Here is an 18785-nt window from a genome sequence, read left to right on the forward strand (position 1 = left end):
ACAACAATTAACATAATAAACCCCAGATAGGGGACTTTTTATTTTAAGTCCACTAACTGGGGTATAGTTCATTTTGAATAACGAGGGAGCTTTTTTATATAAAATTAAAATATCCAGTGGCTAAAAGCGAGTACATGATGTGATACTTAGAAACATTAATTTCAAGATATTATGTATCTTTTTAAAAAAGTGTGTATGAATACGTTTATAGATGGATGTTTGAGGGATTCTATTCTTAGGTGTATATAGTCAGTCCATATCCATAATTATCCTACTTAAAGTGGCTAAATGCTGTTTAACAGAAATATTAGATTCCCTTATAATGATCAATGGATATTGTTTTCACAATTTTTTCAATTTGTGAGTTGTCCTTTAAGGCTCTTGTGAACAGAGTCTAAGTAAAAACAAAGGAGTAGATCTATGAATTGGTACGAGAAGCTAAATGAATATTTTCCAGTAGAAGAAATGAAATCGAAGGAACATATGGAGATGTTACTGAAGGAAAAAAGTGACGTCTATCATAAGGATGAAGGCGAATACCACGTCATGATGTATGCTGAGTTTGATTCTTTTATTTTTATCGATTATGTTTATGTTTCTCCGAAGGCAAGAGGTAAGGGAATTGGTCATCAGTTACTGGAGAAGTTAAAACAGCGGGGAAAACCAATTATTCTAGAAGTTGAACCGGTTGATTATGAAGATACAGATACTGAAAAGCGGCTTAAGTTTTATCAGCGTGAAGGGTTTAAACATGCACAGTCGATTGGATATACACGACGGTCATTAGCAACAAATGAAGTGAATACAATGGAGATTTTGTACTGGTCACCTGAAGAGGAATCTGAGGAAGCTATTTATGAAAAGATGAAAAAGCTTTATGAACAAATCCACACCTATAAAGATGAAGAATTGTATGGCGAATCGTATCAGCCAGTAGATGAGGTGTTGAAGTTTGAACGTGATAGAGGATCAGATTTGTTTTCCGACTTAAAGAAATAATCAATATTTTAGTTTGGTGAACATCACTTTTAAAGTGAGTTTTATGCTTTGATCACAGAATTAAAAGCTACCCATTCGAGTTGGGTAGCTTTTTAAATTGAACATAAAGTTTTTCCTATGTAAATATTTTTTGGTAAAATAGGTTTAATAATTGAGAATAAGGGTAAACCATTAATAAGGTATAAGAATTTATTGTGAATATTTCATTACAAGTGGCTAGAGACCCTATTCAATATTATGAATTTGTAGTATAATTAATTCAAACGTCAAATTAAATTAATTTTAAACTAAGAACCTTTTCAATATATTTTGTTTCATGTCTTAAGCCGTTTTAAAAGGAGAGTGAATGGCATGGTAACTTTATTTACTTCACCAAGCTGTACATCTTGTAGAAAGGCAAGAGCATGGTTAGAAGAACATGAGATTCCATTTGTTGAACGTAATATTTTCTCAGAGTCGTTAACTTCCGACGAAATTAAAGAGATATTGCGAATGACAGAGGATGGTACGGATGAAATCATTTCAACTCGTTCAAAGGTATTCCAGTCCTTGGATGTAAGTTTAGATCAAATGCCTCTTAAAGATTTAATTAACCTCATTCAAGAAAATCCTGGTTTGCTACGTCGTCCAATCATTGTCGATGATAAGCGACTACAGGTTGGTTATAATGAGGATGAAATTAGACGTTTCCTACCACGTAAAGTACGTTCATTCCAATTAAAAGAAGCACAACGCTTGGTCAACTAATCATGGCTGAAAGAGCCGAACTAGCTTAGCTGGTTCGGCTTTTGCCTATTTACTAACTTAAATTGACGTTTAATGTACCTGTTTTTTCGATGATACACCAATTAGACAGACTAATACGATAACAAAAAGTGGGAATAAAATATGAACCATAGGTATTTGAGTGAAGAATGATTGAACCACTTTTTCTTTAAGAATTAGTTCTGCACTTGTATATGCAATTAAAGCTGCGCCAAAATAAGTAATGATCGGGTATTTGTTCATGTAATGTAAGATAACCTTACTACCAAAAATAATAATTGGTACTGAAATGAGTAAACCAAAAATGATTAGGTGGAAGTTTTGGTTAGATGCAGCAGAAATGGCTAGGATATTGTCGAAACCCATGACTACATCAGCAATAACAATCGTTTTAACAGCACCAAACATGGTTGCTGAAGCAGAGATGTTGTGGTCTTCTTTGTCATCCAGCAGTAATTGAATGGCAATATAACACAAGAAAATTCCACCAATTAACTGCACATATGGCACCGTTAATAAGTAAATAGCGATTGACGCTAAGATGAAGCGAATTAAAATTGCAAAGGTTGTCCCAAGTATGATCGCTTTATTTTGCAAGGGCTTGGGTAAATTTCGACTAGCCATTGCAATAACAATTGCATTATCCCCTCCAAGGATTAAATCTAATCCAATAATGATCAGTACTGCTTTAAGGATGTCCCAATTTATATCAAAAAAAATTTCCACCAAAAATCCCCCTTTTTATACGTGACAAATATGTTTAAATGTTTTAAAATAGTGGACTAAATACAAGAATAAAGATAAAGCTTGTATACCTTTGTAATTAATGAAACAAGGACAAATATGGAATTTTCAAAAACAGAGTCAAATCCATTTTCAATTAAGATTCACTTAACATAAAATATGAACAAGAACACTCCTTTATGAAATGATTAGTTCATTTTATAAACGGGTAATGTAATGAGTAAGAGGTTTAAGGTAGTCCTTCCCAGCGAATTAATTGCTCATGAGAAGGGAGAGGAGAACGATGGAAATAGAAAGAATAAATGAAAATACGTTAAAGTTTTATATAACTTACAGTGATATTGAAGAACGTGGATTCAGTCGCGAAGATATCTGGTATAATCGCGAAAAAGGGGAACAGCTTTTTTGGGAGATGATGGATGAAGTTAATGACCAAGAAGACTTTAATGTTGAAGGCCCATTATGGATTCAAGTTCAAGCTTTAGATAAAGGCTTAGAAATCGTCGTGACTAAAGCTCAGGTTTCTAAGGATGGCAGTAAACTTGAATTGCCAGATGTTGACCATGCCGACCTTACAAGCGACATGGATGAGAAAATCGAGAACTTAATTGAGGATAACTTGTCATCTAAAGATCAATCATCTAATCGTCAAGCGAAGAATCAAAAAGGTAAAAAACACTTAGATGATGATCTAATCTTGACTGTTCGATTCGAGGATATAGAAGATGTCATCTCATTAAGTCATGCTATGAAGGATTCGCGCTTCATTGATGATCGTTTATATGCTTATAATGGACTGTATTATTTACACATCGGCTTCCCAAACGGTTTCTTAAGCGAAGATGAACAAGAAAATTATATCAGTCACTTATTAGAATATGGAGAAGAGTCAAGTCTAACGGTTCATTATTTAGCGGAATACGGTAACGAAATATTCGCAAAGAACTCATTGAAGCAATTAAGAAAACACTTTAAGTAAAAAATAGCTGGCAAGCTTTTTTCCGAAGCTTGTCAGTTTATTTTTAGTTTTTAATGGAAAATATATCCAATAAAATAAACTGAAAAAGTTAGTTTAGTTCTATTTATAATTATCTTTATATGATCGATGCCCTCATTAAAAAATCGGGAGATAATTGGTTTTTCAATGAGTTTATCTACTATTTCTAAAGGTTGCAAAATTGTAATAAATTGAGTATGTTAAATTTATGCTGACCTTCATAAAATACTCTTATTGATTTTATAACGAAAAGAGGCTTCATGAAATGCTGAAATGGATTCAAATCCTACTATTCACTATAGTTGTAGTAGCAGCTGGCATCGTTGTTTATAATATTTGGGAAGTTCACATCATTACGGCTTTTTCCATTTTTGTCACGATTTCAGCTGTATTAATTGTATTTATGATCTTTATTGAAAACAGGCACCCATCTCAAACGCTTAATTGGATCTTAATTTTTGCGGCTTTTCCTGTATTAGGCTTCTTTTTCTATCTTTTCTTTGGTCGAAATTATACGAAGCAGAAACGTTATGACGAAAAGCAGGAGCTTGATGAACAAGCCTTTAACAAGATCGAAGGTAATAAACAGATTGTTGAGCAGCATTTAAACCAGATGGGTGACCATCAGAAAATGTTCTTTCGACTGGCTCATTATCTTGGGAATTCTCCCATCTCTTTTAATACGGAAACTAATGTATTAACAAATGGCGATGAAACTTTTCCAGCAATATTAGACGCATTAAAAAAAGCCGAGCACCATATTCATATGGAATATTATATTGTTCGTGATGATGAAATTGGTCAAGAAATAAAAGACATCCTTATTGAGAAAGCCAAAAGTGGTTTGGAAGTTCGCTTTTTATATGATGCAGTTGGCAGCTGGAAGTTATCGAATGAATATAAAGATGATTTGCGAAACGCAGGGGTTAAGTTTAAGCCCTTCGCACCCGTTAAACTTCCATTCATCGGAAATCGAATAAACTTTCGTAACCATCGTAAAATTGTCATTGTTGATGGTGAAGTTGGGTTTATGGGTGGATTGAATATTGGTGATGAATATTTAGGAAAAAACACTTATTTTGGTGAGTGGCGTGATACCCATTTATATGTACGAGGAGAAGCTGTACGTTCGTTACAAATGATATTTTTGCAGGACTGGCGTTATGAAACAGGCGAATCATTATTAAATCAAGATTATCTCTCACCAGAGATGTTAACTAATGAGTACTTTGGTGGTGTCCAGATGATCGCCGATGGACCAGATACCCAGTGGGAAAATATTAAAAAATTATATTTTTCCATGATTATTTCCGCTAAAAAATCAATTTGGATTGCTTCACCTTATTTTATACCGGATGAAGATATTCTCACCGCTATGAAAGTGGCAAGTATGAGTGGGGTAGACGTTCGTTTATTAGTTCCTAAAAGGCCGGATAAGCGTGTGGTCTTTCACGCATCAAGATCTTACTTTCCTGAATTAATGGAAGCAGGGATTAAGGTATACGAGTATGGCAAGGGTTTCTTACACAACAAGGTAGTGATCGTTGATGAAGAGTTAGCTTCGATTGGGACTTCTAATATGGATATGAGAAGTTTTCATTTAAACTTCGAAGTCAATGCCTTTTTATTCCGTACTGAGAGCACGAATAAACTAGTAGAGGATTTTAAAGGAGATTTTTCTGTTTCTGAAGAGATTGATCCAAAGGCATTTAAGGAAAGATCGATATTCATACGCTTGGTCGAATCATTATTCCGTTTGATGTCACCGTTACTGTAAAGTTGAACGATAGTCTGGTTGCAAAACCTTGATTTAATTTTAGTATTGAAAAGGGGGACACATAAAGGCCTATGTGATCCCCTTTGATATAGTCTTTTAGAACATATCATAATAGAAAAGGAGTTGATGTTTATTGATAAAGGCTGTTAATGCAGAGGGAAAAGAGTTTATTGCCTCTAATCAATCTCAGGATCGATTAGAAAAGCTTCGCAACCAAATGATGTATTGTCCAGCTTGTCAGGAGAAGGTTGTATTAAGAGCTGGAAAAATCAACATTCCCCATTTTGCACACCACCCTGATTCAACTTGTAAATTTGGAACTGGTGAAACGGAAACACACCTTTTAGGCAAGATAACACTTGCTAACTGGTTAAAACAACAAGGTTATCTTGTTAGGTTGGAACATTACCTCAAATCAGTTCAGCAACGAGCTGATCTACTACTTAAATTCCAAAACCAATATTACGCTATCGAGTATCAATGCTCACCACTGGAACCTGCCCAACTTGCCCAACGAACACGTGGTTTTCTGTCACGCCAAATTATCCCCGTTTGGTTATTTGGCCCATCCTATTATCGACCTTTAACTCGATCGAGTCTCAAAGTTCGACCCGCGTTAAGGTCATGCCTGACATTATCTTCGTATGTACCTCCTCCAAGACTTATTTTCTATGAACCTAATCAACAATTATTCCGCATTCATGAGGTTAACTATCATCACTTAGATCGGACATTCACGAATAATTCAATTGTTCACAGTCAAAAAACCACGTTTAACCAAATCATTTATGGATCATTCCTTGATAACCATACCTGGTATCACGATTGGCTCAAAGCAAAGCGGCATTTCCGCACTCGGCAACGTCAGTTTATTAAGGATGTTGACCAGCATTTCTTTCAATATTTATATATGAAGAATCTCCACCCTCAATACTTACCTTCCTGTATCTATTTACCAGTTAAAGATTATCATCTAAATCAAGAGCCTGTTTACACTTGGCAAAGTTATATTATGTTAGATTTGTTTAAAAATAAAAAGGTCGGTGATCGGATTTTTTGGCAAGAGGTTACTAAACTTTGTGAGAAAATGACCAAATCAAACCTGCCGACTGCCTATCCTATCGATCCCCTTCAGCCAGTTATGGATTATTTAACTTTACTTGTTAAACTTGGTTATTTGAAACAGATAAATGACCACACATTTATTAAAGCGAAAGAAGTTAGATATCCTAAGACATTAGAACAAGCATTACAGTTTGATGAGAAGCTGCTTCATGTTATGAAAAAGTATCGTTTAAGATGAAATTATGGGATCTTTGTTTTACTTCTTGTTGGAATTTTTATAAAATAAGGAATAGTAAGAATTAATTATTACTTAGGAGGTTACATAGTGGCTGAACAATCTACCGGTTTAAAAACAAGAGAAGAAGTACCAACGGAATTAACATGGGATTTAGAAGCAATCTTCCCGACTGATGAGGATTGGGAGAAAGAATATCAAGCATTGCAATCTGAGTTTCCCAAAATCACAGAATTTAAAGGACGTATTGCGGAGTCATCTGATCAATTGTTAAACATTTTAAAGTTAGAAGATGAATTAAAGATCCGCCTTCAAAAGGTTTATGTTTATTCTCATATGCGTTCTGATCAAGACACGGCAAATAGCAAGTATCAAGATCAGGATGCGCGAGCACAAACGTTAGTCACACAGATGATGAGTTCATTTAGTTTCGTTACTCCAGAGATTTTAGCAATGAGTGATGAAAAGATTGAGCAATTTATTGAGGAGAATGATGAGTTAAAGCATTATGAAAAAACGTTACGTGATATTATGAAATCGCGACCACATGTTTTATCAGAGAAAGAAGAGACTTTACTAGCTGAAGTTTCGGAAGTGACTTCGACACCAGGCAATGCATTTAGTATGCTAAATAATGCTGATATTGATTTTCCAACCATTAAGGGTGAAAACGGAGAGGAAGTTCAGCTTTCACACGGGCGATATCGTGACCTTTTAGATTCAAAGGATCGTTCTGTACGTGAATCAGCGTTTAAAGCGATGTATGATACATTTGGTCAGTATAAAAATACCTTCTCAGCAACGTTAAGTGGGCAAATTAAGAAAGCCAACTTCTTTGCGAAGGCACGGAACTATTCATCTGCACGTGAAGCCGCGCTTGATCGCAATAATATTCCTGAATCGGTTTATGATAATTTAGTTGATTCCATTAACGACCGAATCGGACTACTCCATCGTTATATGGATCTTAAAAAGAAAATGTTGGAAGTTGATGAACTTCACATGTACGATATTTATGCTCCACTCGTAGATGAAAAGATTGAAGTAACCATTGATGAGGCCAAAGAGTATGTTTTAAACGGTTTAGCGCCATTAGGTGAAGAATATACGTCAATTGTAAAAAAGGGTTATGATCAGCGTTGGATCGATTGGATTGAAACCAAGGGAAAACGTAGTGGTGCTTATTCTTCTGGTGGTTATTTAACTAATCCGTATATTCTAATGAATTGGCAAGATAATGTGGATAACCTATTTACACTAGCTCATGAGTTAGGACACTCACTCCACAGCTATTACACACGTGAAAATCAGAAGCCTAGATATGGAGGTTACTCTATTTTTGTGGCAGAAGTTGCATCAACAGCGAATGAGGCACTATTAAATGACTATTTATTAAAGACATTGGATAGTAAGAAACAACGCTTATATTTATTGAATAATTTCTTAGAAGGTTTTCGTGGTACCGTGTTCCGTCAAACCATGTTTGCTGAATTTGAACATGAAATTCATCAGCGTGACCAAAAAGGTGAAGCCTTAACAGCTGAGAAATTAACGGAGATTTATTATAACTTAAATAAAAAATATTTTGGAGACAACGTTCATGTAGATGAAGCGATCGGCCTTGAGTGGGCGCGTATTCCTCACTTCTATATGGGTTATTACGTATACCAATACTCTACAGGTTATGCAGCGGCTACGACTTTAGCTGCAAAAATTTTAGATGAAGGTGAATCAGCAGTTGAACGTTACAAGGACTTTTTAAAAGCTGGAAGCAGTGAGGATCCAATTGATGTTCTTAAAAAAGCAGGAGTCGATATGACGACTAAAGATCCAATTTTAGGGGCATTAGACGTCTTTGAAGCAAAATTAGATGAGTTTGAAGCATTATTAAACGAGTAATATATATTAAGTAAAGTAAACCCTTAGTTAGAGAAGCGCAGTCGTGATCTCTAACTAAGGGTTATTTTAGAGCTCTAATGTATTTGTTGGGGGAAGCGACACAAAGTTGAATTCTCCGTTTGACTTAACACTAAAAAAGAGGCAGGACATCTAAACTGTGTCCTAGCCTCTCAAACTAACGGTATCGGTTGTAGGAGTTTCGTTGAAATAGTGTGTAAATCGCTAAGAATAAGACGAAAAACAATAGTGGAAATGTGATTAAACGAGGAACGAGCTGCATCATTCCTAAAATGTTAAATAAAAAAGCACCCATAATTAGTAATAACCAAAAAAGAAGTGTTAGCATAAACATCGTTCCTTTCTGATAATCATCATATGGTGCTTTTCCCACAAATATGTTACGTGCCCTAGTTAATATATTTCCAGAAGGTTCCGTATTTAACAGGGAACCTTTGAACGATCTGTGCTAATTGTAATTTTTTAAGCTCTTTCTCCGTTTTCTCCTCGCTCCAGTCAAAGACGACAGCAACTTCTTTAGAACTGACAAACTCGAAGTGTGAAAGGAAGTCGGTTAATTCTGGCTTAATAGATGGTCTGACTTGGCGATTCATTAGTTCAAATAATGCATTGACATAGGTATGATATTGATAAAGTCCAGATACTTTTAGACCATCTTGATTTTCCTCGCTATTGAAAAGGACAATCGTAGGTATTTGTTCAACTTCCATTTCTTTAGCAACATGAATATCACATTGTAGTGCTTTTTTGGCAGTTTTAGAATGGAGGTCTTTTTCAAACTCCTCAACGTCCAAATTGACTTTCTGGGCTACTTCCATTAAAACGTCTTCATCTGAAATATTTTTCTGATCCAAGAACAAATACTCCTGCAGCTTTCTTAAGAATTTTGTTCCTAGACGTTGCCCCTGAAGTTCAGCTGCTTTGATGGCTAGTGATGTTAAAATGGGTGATGAAATGTGATCGGTTTTCACTTGATCTTCACGTGACCTAGAAAGGCTTAATTTCGATTTTTGGCGTTGTCGCCAGGAAGATCGTTTAAAAGATGTAATGTCAGTCTTTTTGGGTCCTGTAACGACCGATCGCAACTTAAAATAACAGCCATACTCAATCGCCAGCTTTTTGATGTAGGGTTCAAAAGACCAACATTCAGGGCATAATGGATCGATAAAATAATATATTTCTACAGGTTTATTGAGTAAATTACAAAAGTCAACTTGGGAATTATCATTCGATGTAAGATTGTTCATCACATCAGCTGTTTTATCCACCACATCGATTTCCCCTTTCGACCGTTACTATTCCGGTGTATTCATCATATGATTCGCTGTCATGATTAACCTCTCGTATATTGAACTTTTATAAGGTTCTTCAATTTCAGCTTCTTCTAACGCTTCGTTCATGCATTCTAACCACGCGTCTCTTCTTGTTGGCGTAATCGGAAATGGATTGTGCCTAGCTTTTAACATGGGATGGCCATGTTCTTGAATATAAAGAGGTGGCCCTCCAAAGAACTGGGTTAGAAACTGTTTTTGTTTCCGAGCCGTTTCTGTTAAATCATCAGGAAAGATCGGAACTAAATCAGGATGCTTACCTACACGCTTATAGAATGCTTCAACAAGTCGCTCGACAGCTTCCTCGCCGCCGATTGCCTCATAAATATTACCATATTGATGTGTCATTAAAATTCCTCTCTCTCGTCTTTTTATTGTAGCAACGCTTTATATTTGTATCAATCAATATGAGTAGGGAAATGCTGTAAATTAAGGGTTTTAGGAACTAAAGGATTCAAAGAAACGGACAATTTTGTTCTTAGTGTGTCGTTTAGGGATTTGATATTGTTTTAACAAATGGTTAAAAATCTCCTGACCATACTCATATGAATTTACCTCTAGTTCTAGCTCGAAGTCCTCTGTCTGATTATATTCACTGTGGTCTAAAACTAAGGTGAATTGTTCTTGATCCTCTTCAATTCGGTGAGTCGTTAAGGCACCTTGATATTTTAACCTTTTCTCATCAAGGTCGATACGAGCTAATTGTTTTGAAATATTAGGAGGTAACGATATTTGATCGCGTAACCATTGTTTGACCTGCTGTTCAGTTAAATCATCATGAGTTTCAAGCAAGCCATCTTCATGTGGTTGTTTTAATGTGGCAACATAGGCTTGGTGTTTTTGCCGAATTCTAAGAGCCATTTGGTTTTGTCTCAGTTGAAAATCATCGGTTTCAAAGTAGTGGTTTACTTGTGTTTTTGGTGTTGGTGTGGACTTAACAACTTGATCAATTAATCGCAGATACTCTTGTTTAGTTAACAGGTTTTTAAATTCTATTTCAATTTCTTGCATGACTTTCACTCCTAAGTAAACTAGTATTTATTATGAAGGATAAATTTGTATGATTCAACGATTATGACTGTTAGTGAATTGTGATACAATGGAATTGATTATGACATCAAGGGGAAAGCGAGGGAGAAGGCGTTTGAAATGGGACATCTTTTTAGCACCTTATAGTCAAGCAGTAGATGAATTAAAAATTAAATTAAAAGGGATGCGTAAACAATTCGATTATGAATCTCGACATTCTCCCATTGAGTTCGTCACCGGTCGTGTTAAACCGATTACGAGTATTGTCGATAAAGCGAAACGACGTGAGATCCCAATTCCTAAAATAGAAGAGGAAGTTCAAGATATTGCTGGACTTAGAGTCGTTTGTCCGTTTGTAGATGATATTTATGAGGTTGTTGAGATGATCCAGCATCGCAATGATTTTGAGATTGTTGAAGAGAAGGACTATATTGAGAAGAATAAAGAAAGTGGATATCGCTCTTACCATGTGATTATTCGATATCCGGTTCAGACGATTCACGGAGAGAAAAAGATATTAGCAGAAGTCCAAATCCGGACTTTAGCTATGAATTTTTGGGCCATTAATGAACATTCTTTAAATTATAAATACTCTGGGCAGATTCCAAGTGATATTAAAAATCGCTTGAAAAGAGCAGCAGAAGCGGCTTTTCGTTTGGATGAGGAAATGTCCAAGATTCGCCAGGAGATTCGTGAAGCACAACAATTCTTCCGTCAAAAGAAAGAACATTAAATGTATTACTTTATAAAGGTGGGGTGAAATTGAAGTTTGCAGTACAGTGCCGTGGAGATCAAGCTTCAAAAGAAATTAAATCGAAATTTAAAAGCTATTTATCGGAATTTAAATTAGAATATAATGAAGAAGAGCCTGATTTAGTGATTTCAGTTGGAGGAGACGGGACACTATTAGAAGCTTTTCATCGTTATGTTCATCGTTTGAACGATACTGCATTTATCGGTGTACATACAGGACATTTAGGCTTTTATGCGGATTGGGTGCCCGAAGAATTAGAGAAATTGATTATTGAAATTGCTAGAACACCTTTTCAAGTTGTGGAATACCCGTTACTTGAACTTACTATTCGTCCAGCTGAATATGATGAAGAGCATTGTTACTTAGCTTTGAACGAAACGTCAGTTAAAACAGCAGAAGGGTCTGTTGTTTTAGATGTGGAAATTAAGGGTGAGCATTTTGAGACGTTCCGTGGTGATGGATTATGTATTTCTACACCGTCTGGGTCGACGGCTTATAATAAAGCGCTAGGTGGCGCAATCATCCACCCATCTTTAGAAGCTTTTCAAATTACTGAAATGGCTTCTATCAATAACCGGGTCTTCCGAACAGTTGGCTCGCCTTTAATTTTACCGAAGCACCATACGGCCGTCTTAAAACCGAAAAATGATCGTAGCTTTTTAATTACGATTGATCATCTTTCCATGACTTTCAACCATGTTCATAGTATTCAATGTCGTGTGGCAAAAGAGCGTGTACGTTTTGCACGTTTCCGACCATTTCCGTTTTGGAAAAGAGTACACGATTCGTTTATTGCTAATGAACGATCAAACGGACTTAACTAAAAGATAGGTGAATTTGGATGAAATTCGAATGGAAGATTACAAGAAAGCATGAAGATTGGCTCGTACGTGATTATTTACTCCACGTACGGGCTTTTTCAAGTCGTTTACTAAAGCAGGTTAAGTTAAATGGTGAGATTTTACGTAATCAACAGCACTGCACAGTGAAGGAGCGTTTGAGAAGTGGTGACCGGTTAGTCGTTTTTTTCCCTCCTGAACAAATAAGTGAAGCACTCCAACCTATGGAGCTTAAATTAAATGTGATTTATGAGGATCCTTACGTTCTAGTCATTAATAAGCCTAGAGGGATTGCTGTCTCACCGAATATGAACGACCGACATAGGCCAACTTTAGCAAGTGGTGTATTGGACTATTTTAAGCAAATTAATGTGGAGTCAACGGTTCATATTCTGACGCGCTTAGATAAATATACTTCTGGTACAGTCTTGATTGCAAAACACCGATATATTCACCACTTGTTACAGAATGAAAAAATCGAACGTCAATATGTCGCCGTTGTACATGGTCAATTGAAACAGAAGAAAGGCACGATTGACTTACCGATTGGTCGAAACTTGCCCTCAATTATTGAACGAAAAGTAACAAAACAAGGAAAGCGAGCCATCACTCATTATCAAGTCGTTAAAGACAATGGGCAGGACTCGCTTGTTAAAGTTAAGCTTGAAACAGGACGTACCCACCAAATTCGCGTTCATTTAGCACATTTGGGTCACCCATTACTGGGAGATGACCTTTATGGTGGGATGACAACAGAGATCTTTGGTCAGGCTTTACACTGTCAGTTATTAGCTTTTAATCATCCGATTTTAAATCAACGCATTCACTGTTATGGATCTTTCCCCACTGAAATGGAACGATTGATTTAATCATCGTCAGTCTCAAACATATAAGTTTTCTTACGAGAATGGACATTCAAGATCAGGCCAATTGCCGCCATGTAGACGAGCAATGACGTTCCCCCGTAGCTTAAAAATGGCAGTGGTAAACCTGTTAGTGGTAGTAATTGGATTGACATGCCAATGTTTTGGAAAATTTGATAGGAGAACATACCAACAATTCCTACGGATAAATACGTACCAAATGGATCGCGACACTCAAGAGCGATTTGAATAATTCGGTAGATAACCAAGAAATATAAGATAATCACGACACTCGCGCCGATAAAGCCGAATTGCTCTGCAATTGCCGTAAAAATCATGTCGGTATGACGTTCTGGTATATAAACCTCATACTCCCCAACCCCTTTACCAAACAATTGACCAGAGCCAATGCCTTTCATGGAATTAAGAACCTGCATAGCAGAGCCATCCTGGTAAAGGTGAGGGTTTTGCCATGCTTGAATTCGGTATATAGCATGACGAAACGGTGTATCCATCATAAATTCAACAAATCGATCAGTATAAAGTAAATAAACCATACTAACGGCTAAACTAATGGCAGCCGTAATCCCTAGAATCGTAAAAATAACTCGCCAGCGAATCCCTGAAATCAATATTAGGAATCCAGTTATAGATAATATGACTAGGGAGGATCCTAAATCAGGCTGCATTGCAATAAGTACAAGGGGTGGGATAGTTAGAGCAAGTATTTTGCTTAATAGAACTAAATCATACTTTAAATCTTTATGAGCCCATTTTTCATTATGAGACGTAATAACATGTGCCAGGGTAATCACAAGAAAAACCTTCATAAATTCAGAAGGTTGAATCGATCCGAAAGGCAAATGATACCAACGAGTCGCTCCTAAGCTAGTAGATCCCCAAACGAATAATCCTGCTAACATCCCTACACCAATGATATATAGAGGCCAGGCTAATTTACGATAGCGGTCAAAGTCTAAGATCATAATTAAGGCAACACCAAAAGCACCTAGGAGAAACCAAACAATTTGTTGGAAATAAAAATTAATATTGGTTAAACGTGCAGGTAAATTTGGTTGCAATGTATATAAAGTAAAGCTACTAATCGCGACAAGCGCTATTATAAGAAAGATTAAGAATGTATCAATTCTTTTTTTATTTCCACTACTGTCCATGGATATACTCCTTTTAATTTATCATCTCTTCTATTTTCAAGCATTTGTCAATATTCGTCAACGTGAACTTAATAAACGTTATGAAACTTTAATGATAATTATATAATATAAAAAAGTAAATAGGTTAATGGTGTTGAAATTGAGAATAAATTAGGTGACGGCAACTATTGTGAAGTTCACTCAAATAGGCATACACGCATATGATAAGGTGATATTGACTCTAGAAGAAAGGAGATCACTCATGCCTGACAATCAAGTGAAGCCACCCCTATTATTCATCGCACAACGTTCTGAAAAGGGCCCGACGGTAGAAGCACAGCCCTTCTTTTACAGTAATCAGGAAGTATTTAAACAAATTGAAGAAGAAACAGACATTGAATCAAAAAATAATGAGTCCAAAGGTCCAACCAAAAGACGGAAGTTTCAAGATATGACTGTTGAAGAAAAGTTGAATTATATGAATGATATGCCATCCATTATGCCGAAGATGAAATGTGAAGTGGTAACTGATCGCCAAACATATTTAGGAACTGTTGAGAGATGTGATGACGAATTATTGCTACTCAAGTCTGTTAAAAATGGATACCGTGTTAAGATTAAACGTTCAGATATACAAGATGTCCGTTTAATGGGTTTTTAAAAAGATAATCTAACAGACGGCTGAGTTTGATAGAGCTCGGCCGATTTTTTTATGGATTTTTATAGAACGAAAAAAATGAGCCTACTCGTAATGAGTAGGCTCATTTTTTGATTGACTTATATTAAAGTGCGTTGGTTGCTGGTAGGCAAGTCACGTGGCAGAAGCATTTTAAATCAACAGTAATGCAGATTCCAGTTGCACGTAGATTAGCTGTTTTTTGTCTTGTTGGATCAGGGAAATTAGCTTGTGAGTCAGCCGGATCTCTTAATAGTTCAAGAGTTGCGCAACAATCGTCATCTACATTTCTTACACGGAAATAGAAGCTTGCAACGACTGTTCTGTTTTCATCGTCTCTAACTCCGAACCCTCTGAATGGATCACAATCACAGTATAATAAAACAGGTACCGTATCTAGGTTATTTGGTGATTCATCACCTAGAAGATCCTGAATAGACTGCTCACAGCCAATATCGCAATCGTCAACAACATCACTTTGGGCATCAGCGATTTGACGTAGAATATCACATACACAATTATCGGTAGTGTGGTGATGCTTTTCTCTACAAGACATTAGCAAATCTCCTTTCTTTTCAGGTCATTTGACCTTTACTTACGCTAATAATGTATGCATACATCATGGGGTGGTGTGGGCATTCGCCAAATTAACCAAATCAGATTTCTTATCATGAAGTTTTATTGAAAAAGGGCACTAACCTAACCTAAAACAGCAGAGGTGAATATATTAGTAACGAACGTCTAAATCATCAAAGGAGTGAAGAACATGTCCGATTCTAAAAAAGAAATCCATGTTAAGGACTTAATTATTAAAGCAGACAATGTTCATTTTGAGCCACCAAAGAGAGAACCACATCCTTTATTCGGTCCAAGAATGATGGATGAGGAGCCTATAGAAGAAACAAAAGAAGACCATCATCATGTTGAAGATGAGGTAGAAGCGAAAGACGATAAACATGAAGAAGACGATCGTCGACCACCATTCTTCTGGCTCTAATAGTACTTAGGAACTCGGATGATTCGTTCGAGTTCCTTTTTATTTTGTATCTTTTTGACATATTTTGTTATTAGGAAGGTGTGATCGGATGTCAGAGCGAATCATAACGATAATGAAACATTTACAACAACTGGCTAAGGAAGCTGGTCAATCGCCAGAACAAAAATTTCAAAAGCACACTGAAGACTTTACTAAATGGGAAAAAATGCTTGAAGAAGATGCAACACGTCTGAACAAGTGGTTAGAGGATTTTGGTAATAAAATTGAATCCAAGAAAAAATAGCTCAAATAATGGGAATACTTCACGAATATATTAGTAGACAAACGGGTATATGAATAATAAGAGGAAGGAGTTGGTAATATGGGCTATATTTTACCTGTTAACCAACATCAATATCAGAACTATCATCGACGAACAATCGATGAGAAACAATCCTCTATGACCGTCGATAAAGTATTTCGTGTTGAATTAGATCGTCAAAGAAAATGGCGCCATGATTATGAACAAGAGAGGAAGCATCGCCTTTTGGAAAGGGAAAGACAAAGGCAATCTACGTTATTAATGGGATCAACTGACCAATTGTATCCCCTTAATCAAACGGTAGTTAGTCATGAAATGAAGGGGAATTGGTCTCATGTAACAGGAAAAGGCCAACACTTTAGCGAAACCATATAATAAATACGTCCATCTTTGACCAAAATGGGAAGGACGAGGTCTCGTTAAAGGTAGGTTTTAGAAAATGAAAATAAAACAATTAAATGATGACTGCTATTGCTTTGAAAGCTCCGTCAATATTGGTTATGTGCATAAGGGTGAACATGGAATGATTATAGATGCGGGGATTGACCAATCCTCCATTCGTAAGGTCGTTCGTCAATTAGAAAGTAAACAACTCCCGATAACTCATTTATTTATTACCCATGCCCATGCTGACCATTATGGCGGCGCTTTTTATTTAAAAAAGCATTATAACATTAAAGTGATCGCTCCTAAGCTTGAAGCAGCAATTGTAGAAAATCCAATTATTGAACCTATTTATATGTTTCAAGGAAATGCCCCATTAGATGAGTTGAGGAATAAATTTTTAGAAGGTCCACCGGTGCAGGTTGACCAAGTGGTAGATGAGGGAACGATCGAGATTGATCGTTTTCATTTAGAGTTGATTTTAACACCTGGACATAGTTATCACCAACTTGCTGTTGCAACAGAAGGAATTCTTTATGCGGCTGATAGTTATTTTGGAGAAGAGGAACTGGACAAGCATAAGATCCCCTTTATCATTAGTGCGAAGGACACGATAGCTAGCTTAAAGAAGTTGGTGGAGACGAACTATGATGGGGCGATACCTGGACATGGTAGGTTTGAAACAAATTATCATGAGACTTTGCAGACAAACATTAAGTACCACCAGAAAATTTTAGACAATCTTGAAAAAGAACTGAAGAATCATCCTGAAGGGTGCTCTCATGAAGAGATTGTCGCTAAGTTGTGTGAAATGTATGAGATCAAAGCAGATCAACTATCAATGTTTTTATTATTTCGAACTGCCGTGACATCTTATATAACGGCACTTATTGAAGAAGGAAAGATAAAGCACGAAGTTAAGAACTACCGAATAGTATTTTATCCATCCTAGACGAAGTTGGTTTTTCTAATCAACTTCTTGATAGTCGGTGGTATTCTCTGACGTTTTGCGCTTCATTAGAGGGCAAAACGTCAATGAAATCATTTCTCTCTAACATTTACCCACCAGCCACATAAAAAACTGAGGCTTTAAACAGGCATAATAAATAACCCGTTTTCTTTACTCCACTCAGCATACATTACCTCTTCAATCGTTAATCCCTGTTTTTTCACCTCTTCTTTGACTTGCTTAATATCCCAGTCGATTTCGTCTATATTTTCTTCAATAATTTCACCATCCGAAATGATATTGATTGGTAATTCTACGGGTTTAGGTGCTTGATTAAGTACTTCATTTGTTGGAGTTTGATGAATGTATTTCCTAAGTACATTTATGGAACCATCTGTTTCAAAAACGGCATATTCCACTTCCTGAAGAGAAAAGACTCCTTTATCGCGCAATAGGTGCATAAGTTGGTTAATATCGAGTTTTGATTTTTTCATTACGTCTCGTTGAATTTCACCACGACGGATGACAAGAGAAGGATACCCTTCTAGTAACTTTCGTGATTTTCGATACTTTTGTGTGATGATTTCGGTGATAAATATAAGTATCCCCCATAAAGCAATGGCATATAAGATCATGCTTACCCCAACTTCAGGGTCATATAATGCGTTTCCAACTAACTCGCCTAATACAAGGGCTGCGATAAAATCAAAAGGTGTGATTTGGGTGATTTGAGACTTTCCAAGGACTTTTGACAACGTATATAGAGCAATAAAGCCAACTAATGTTTCAAACGTTATTCTGGCAAAATCAATAGCTTCCAAAGACCACACACCGCCCTTAGATACAATATATTTAATGAGTCACTTCTATTTATTATGGGATATGTGTAGTTCTTTCATGCATGAGGAAGGTCATAAAAAAAGCTTTCAAGCATTGGGTGAACTATACCCCAGTTAGTGGACTTAAAATAAAAAGTCCCCTATCTGGGGTTTATTATGTTAATTGTTGT

Annotated in this window: 21 protein-coding genes; 14 read left to right on the forward strand and 7 right to left on the reverse strand. The window is 36.3% G+C overall.

Annotated features, from left to right (window positions below):
* Positions 1-420 precede the first annotated feature (420 nt).
* Together HWQ49_RS14380 and spxA are read left to right on the forward strand one after the other, a co-directional pair.
* Positions 421-999 (forward strand): GNAT family N-acetyltransferase, encoded by a 579-nt coding sequence (locus HWQ49_RS14380; protein ID WP_188208324.1) that lies wholly within the window; start codon positions 421-423, stop codon positions 997-999.
* A 351-nt stretch (positions 1000-1350) separates the two neighbouring features.
* Positions 1351-1746, forward strand: coding sequence for a transcriptional regulator SpxA (gene spxA, locus HWQ49_RS14385; protein ID WP_188208325.1), 396 nt, complete (start codon positions 1351-1353; stop codon positions 1744-1746).
* A gap of 69 nt (positions 1747-1815) precedes the next feature.
* On the opposite strand, the gene HWQ49_RS14390 is transcribed toward spxA, so the two are convergent.
* Entirely contained in the window at positions 1816-2472 is a 657-nt protein-coding gene (locus HWQ49_RS14390; protein ID WP_394810786.1) for a TerC family protein, read from the reverse strand.
* A gap of 319 nt (positions 2473-2791) precedes the next feature.
* Between HWQ49_RS14390 and mecA the strand changes: the two genes are divergently transcribed.
* From mecA to pepF, 4 genes are all read left to right on the forward strand, one after another.
* Positions 2792-3487 (forward strand): adaptor protein MecA, encoded by a 696-nt coding sequence (mecA, locus tag HWQ49_RS14395; protein WP_188208327.1) that lies wholly within the window; start codon positions 2792-2794, stop codon positions 3485-3487.
* Between the two features lie 283 nt (positions 3488-3770).
* Positions 3771-5282, forward strand: coding sequence for a cardiolipin synthase (gene cls, locus HWQ49_RS14400; RefSeq protein ID WP_188208328.1), 1512 nt, complete (start codon positions 3771-3773; stop codon positions 5280-5282).
* 133 nt (positions 5283-5415) lie between these two features.
* Positions 5416-6585, forward strand: coding sequence for a competence protein CoiA (locus HWQ49_RS14405; protein ID WP_188208329.1), 1170 nt, complete (start codon positions 5416-5418; stop codon positions 6583-6585).
* Between the two features lie 87 nt (positions 6586-6672).
* Positions 6673-8481 (forward strand): oligoendopeptidase F, encoded by a 1809-nt coding sequence (pepF, locus tag HWQ49_RS14410; protein WP_188208330.1) that lies wholly within the window; start codon positions 6673-6675, stop codon positions 8479-8481.
* Between the two features lie 407 nt (positions 8482-8888).
* Here pepF and HWQ49_RS14415 read toward each other — a convergent pair whose 3' ends face one another.
* The 3 genes from HWQ49_RS14415 to HWQ49_RS14425 all read right to left on the reverse strand — a co-directional run bounded on the left by HWQ49_RS14415 (position 8889) and on the right by HWQ49_RS14425 (position 10841).
* Positions 8889-9770: a ClpXP adapter SpxH family protein gene (locus HWQ49_RS14415; protein WP_317450937.1), complete on the reverse strand. Its 882-nt coding sequence runs from the start codon at positions 9768-9770 to the stop codon at positions 8889-8891.
* A 24-nt stretch (positions 9771-9794) separates the two neighbouring features.
* Positions 9795-10178: a globin domain-containing protein gene (locus tag HWQ49_RS14420; RefSeq protein ID WP_188208331.1), complete on the reverse strand. Its 384-nt coding sequence runs from the start codon at positions 10176-10178 to the stop codon at positions 9795-9797.
* Between the two features lie 90 nt (positions 10179-10268).
* Positions 10269-10841: a CYTH domain-containing protein gene (locus HWQ49_RS14425; protein WP_188208332.1), complete on the reverse strand. Its 573-nt coding sequence runs from the start codon at positions 10839-10841 to the stop codon at positions 10269-10271.
* Positions 10842-10974: 133 nt separating this feature from the next.
* Between HWQ49_RS14425 and HWQ49_RS14430 the strand changes: the two genes are divergently transcribed.
* From HWQ49_RS14430 to HWQ49_RS14440, 3 genes are read left to right on the forward strand one after another with little or no spacing between them, the layout of a single operon-like run.
* The gene (locus HWQ49_RS14430; protein ID WP_223155206.1) at positions 10975-11592 is read left to right on the forward strand and encodes a GTP pyrophosphokinase; all 618 of its coding nucleotides are present in this window, start codon (positions 10975-10977) and stop codon (positions 11590-11592) included.
* 29 nt (positions 11593-11621) lie between these two features.
* Positions 11622-12437 carry an NAD kinase gene (locus HWQ49_RS14435; RefSeq protein ID WP_188208334.1) on the forward strand — a complete coding sequence of 272 codons (816 nt, stop codon included), beginning with the start codon at positions 11622-11624 and terminating at the stop codon, positions 12435-12437.
* 17 nt (positions 12438-12454) lie between these two features.
* Positions 12455-13321: an RluA family pseudouridine synthase gene (locus HWQ49_RS14440; protein WP_188208335.1), complete on the forward strand. Its 867-nt coding sequence runs from the start codon at positions 12455-12457 to the stop codon at positions 13319-13321.
* Here HWQ49_RS14440 and HWQ49_RS14445 read toward each other — a convergent pair.
* Positions 13318-14490, reverse strand: coding sequence for an FtsW/RodA/SpoVE family cell cycle protein (locus HWQ49_RS14445; RefSeq protein ID WP_188208336.1), 1173 nt, complete (start codon positions 14488-14490; stop codon positions 13318-13320). The two genes, HWQ49_RS14440 and HWQ49_RS14445, sit on opposite strands and share 4 nt — an antisense overlap.
* Positions 14491-14731: 241 nt before the next feature.
* Between HWQ49_RS14445 and HWQ49_RS14450 the strand changes: the two genes are divergently transcribed.
* Positions 14732-15130: a CotO family spore coat protein gene (locus tag HWQ49_RS14450; RefSeq protein ID WP_188208337.1), complete on the forward strand. Its 399-nt coding sequence runs from the start codon at positions 14732-14734 to the stop codon at positions 15128-15130.
* 121 nt (positions 15131-15251) lie between these two features.
* On the opposite strand, the gene HWQ49_RS14455 is transcribed toward HWQ49_RS14450, so the two are convergent.
* Positions 15252-15701, reverse strand: coding sequence for a CotY/CotZ family spore coat protein (locus HWQ49_RS14455; RefSeq protein WP_188208338.1), 450 nt, complete (start codon positions 15699-15701; stop codon positions 15252-15254).
* Between the two features lie 210 nt (positions 15702-15911).
* Between HWQ49_RS14455 and HWQ49_RS14460 the strand changes: the two genes are divergently transcribed.
* The 4 genes from HWQ49_RS14460 (at position 15912) to HWQ49_RS14475 (ending at position 17779) form a co-directional block, all read left to right on the forward strand.
* Positions 15912-16142 carry a hypothetical protein gene (locus HWQ49_RS14460; protein WP_188208339.1) on the forward strand — a complete coding sequence of 77 codons (231 nt, stop codon included), beginning with the start codon at positions 15912-15914 and terminating at the stop codon, positions 16140-16142.
* An 88-nt stretch (positions 16143-16230) separates the two neighbouring features.
* On the forward strand, positions 16231-16425 hold the full coding sequence (locus tag HWQ49_RS14465) for a hypothetical protein (protein WP_188208340.1): 195 nt from the start codon (positions 16231-16233) through the stop codon (positions 16423-16425).
* A gap of 78 nt (positions 16426-16503) precedes the next feature.
* The gene (locus HWQ49_RS14470; protein WP_188208341.1) at positions 16504-16818 is read left to right on the forward strand and encodes a hypothetical protein; all 315 of its coding nucleotides are present in this window, start codon (positions 16504-16506) and stop codon (positions 16816-16818) included.
* Between the two features lie 64 nt (positions 16819-16882).
* Entirely contained in the window at positions 16883-17779 is an 897-nt protein-coding gene (locus HWQ49_RS14475) for an MBL fold metallo-hydrolase (RefSeq protein WP_188208342.1), read from the forward strand.
* 137 nt (positions 17780-17916) lie between these two features.
* Here the strand turns inward: HWQ49_RS14475 and HWQ49_RS14480 are convergent, their stop codons facing one another.
* Positions 17917-18597, reverse strand: a complete 681-nt coding sequence (locus HWQ49_RS14480; RefSeq protein ID WP_223155207.1) for a DUF421 domain-containing protein — start codon at positions 18595-18597, stop codon at positions 17917-17919.
* Positions 18598-18785: the final 188 nt, after the last annotated feature.

Source organism: Alkalibacillus aidingensis (genome assembly GCF_014595945.1).
In the GTDB taxonomy this organism is placed as follows: Bacteria; Bacillota; Bacilli; order Bacillales; family Alkalibacillaceae; genus Alkalibacillus; species Alkalibacillus aidingensis.

What these genes read in the sequence shown, in the direction of transcription:
- mecA (WP_188208327.1), top strand. Translation starts at nt 2,792, where the DNA reads ATGGAAATAGAAAGAATAAATGAAAATACGTTAAAGTTTTATATAACT.
- HWQ49_RS14470 (WP_188208341.1), top strand. Translation starts at nt 16,504, where the DNA reads ATGGGCTATATTTTACCTGTTAACCAACATCAATATCAGAACTATCAT.
- HWQ49_RS14380 (WP_188208324.1), top strand. Translation starts at nt 421, where the DNA reads ATGAATTGGTACGAGAAGCTAAATGAATATTTTCCAGTAGAAGAAATG.
- HWQ49_RS14425 (WP_188208332.1), bottom strand. Translation starts at nt 10,841, where the DNA reads ATGCAAGAAATTGAAATAGAATTTAAAAACCTGTTAACTAAACAAGAG.
- HWQ49_RS14455 (WP_188208338.1), bottom strand. Translation starts at nt 15,701, where the DNA reads ATGTCTTGTAGAGAAAAGCATCACCACACTACCGATAATTGTGTATGT.
- cls (WP_188208328.1), top strand. Translation starts at nt 3,771, where the DNA reads ATGCTGAAATGGATTCAAATCCTACTATTCACTATAGTTGTAGTAGCA.
- HWQ49_RS14445 (WP_188208336.1), bottom strand. Translation starts at nt 14,490, where the DNA reads ATGGACAGTAGTGGAAATAAAAAAAGAATTGATACATTCTTAATCTTT.
- spxA (WP_188208325.1), top strand. Translation starts at nt 1,351, where the DNA reads ATGGTAACTTTATTTACTTCACCAAGCTGTACATCTTGTAGAAAGGCA.
- HWQ49_RS14440 (WP_188208335.1), top strand. Translation starts at nt 12,455, where the DNA reads ATGAAATTCGAATGGAAGATTACAAGAAAGCATGAAGATTGGCTCGTA.
- HWQ49_RS14460 (WP_188208339.1), top strand. Translation starts at nt 15,912, where the DNA reads ATGTCCGATTCTAAAAAAGAAATCCATGTTAAGGACTTAATTATTAAA.
- HWQ49_RS14475 (WP_188208342.1), top strand. Translation starts at nt 16,883, where the DNA reads ATGAAAATAAAACAATTAAATGATGACTGCTATTGCTTTGAAAGCTCC.
- HWQ49_RS14450 (WP_188208337.1), top strand. Translation starts at nt 14,732, where the DNA reads ATGCCTGACAATCAAGTGAAGCCACCCCTATTATTCATCGCACAACGT.
- HWQ49_RS14465 (WP_188208340.1), top strand. Translation starts at nt 16,231, where the DNA reads ATGTCAGAGCGAATCATAACGATAATGAAACATTTACAACAACTGGCT.
- HWQ49_RS14420 (WP_188208331.1), bottom strand. Translation starts at nt 10,178, where the DNA reads ATGACACATCAATATGGTAATATTTATGAGGCAATCGGCGGCGAGGAA.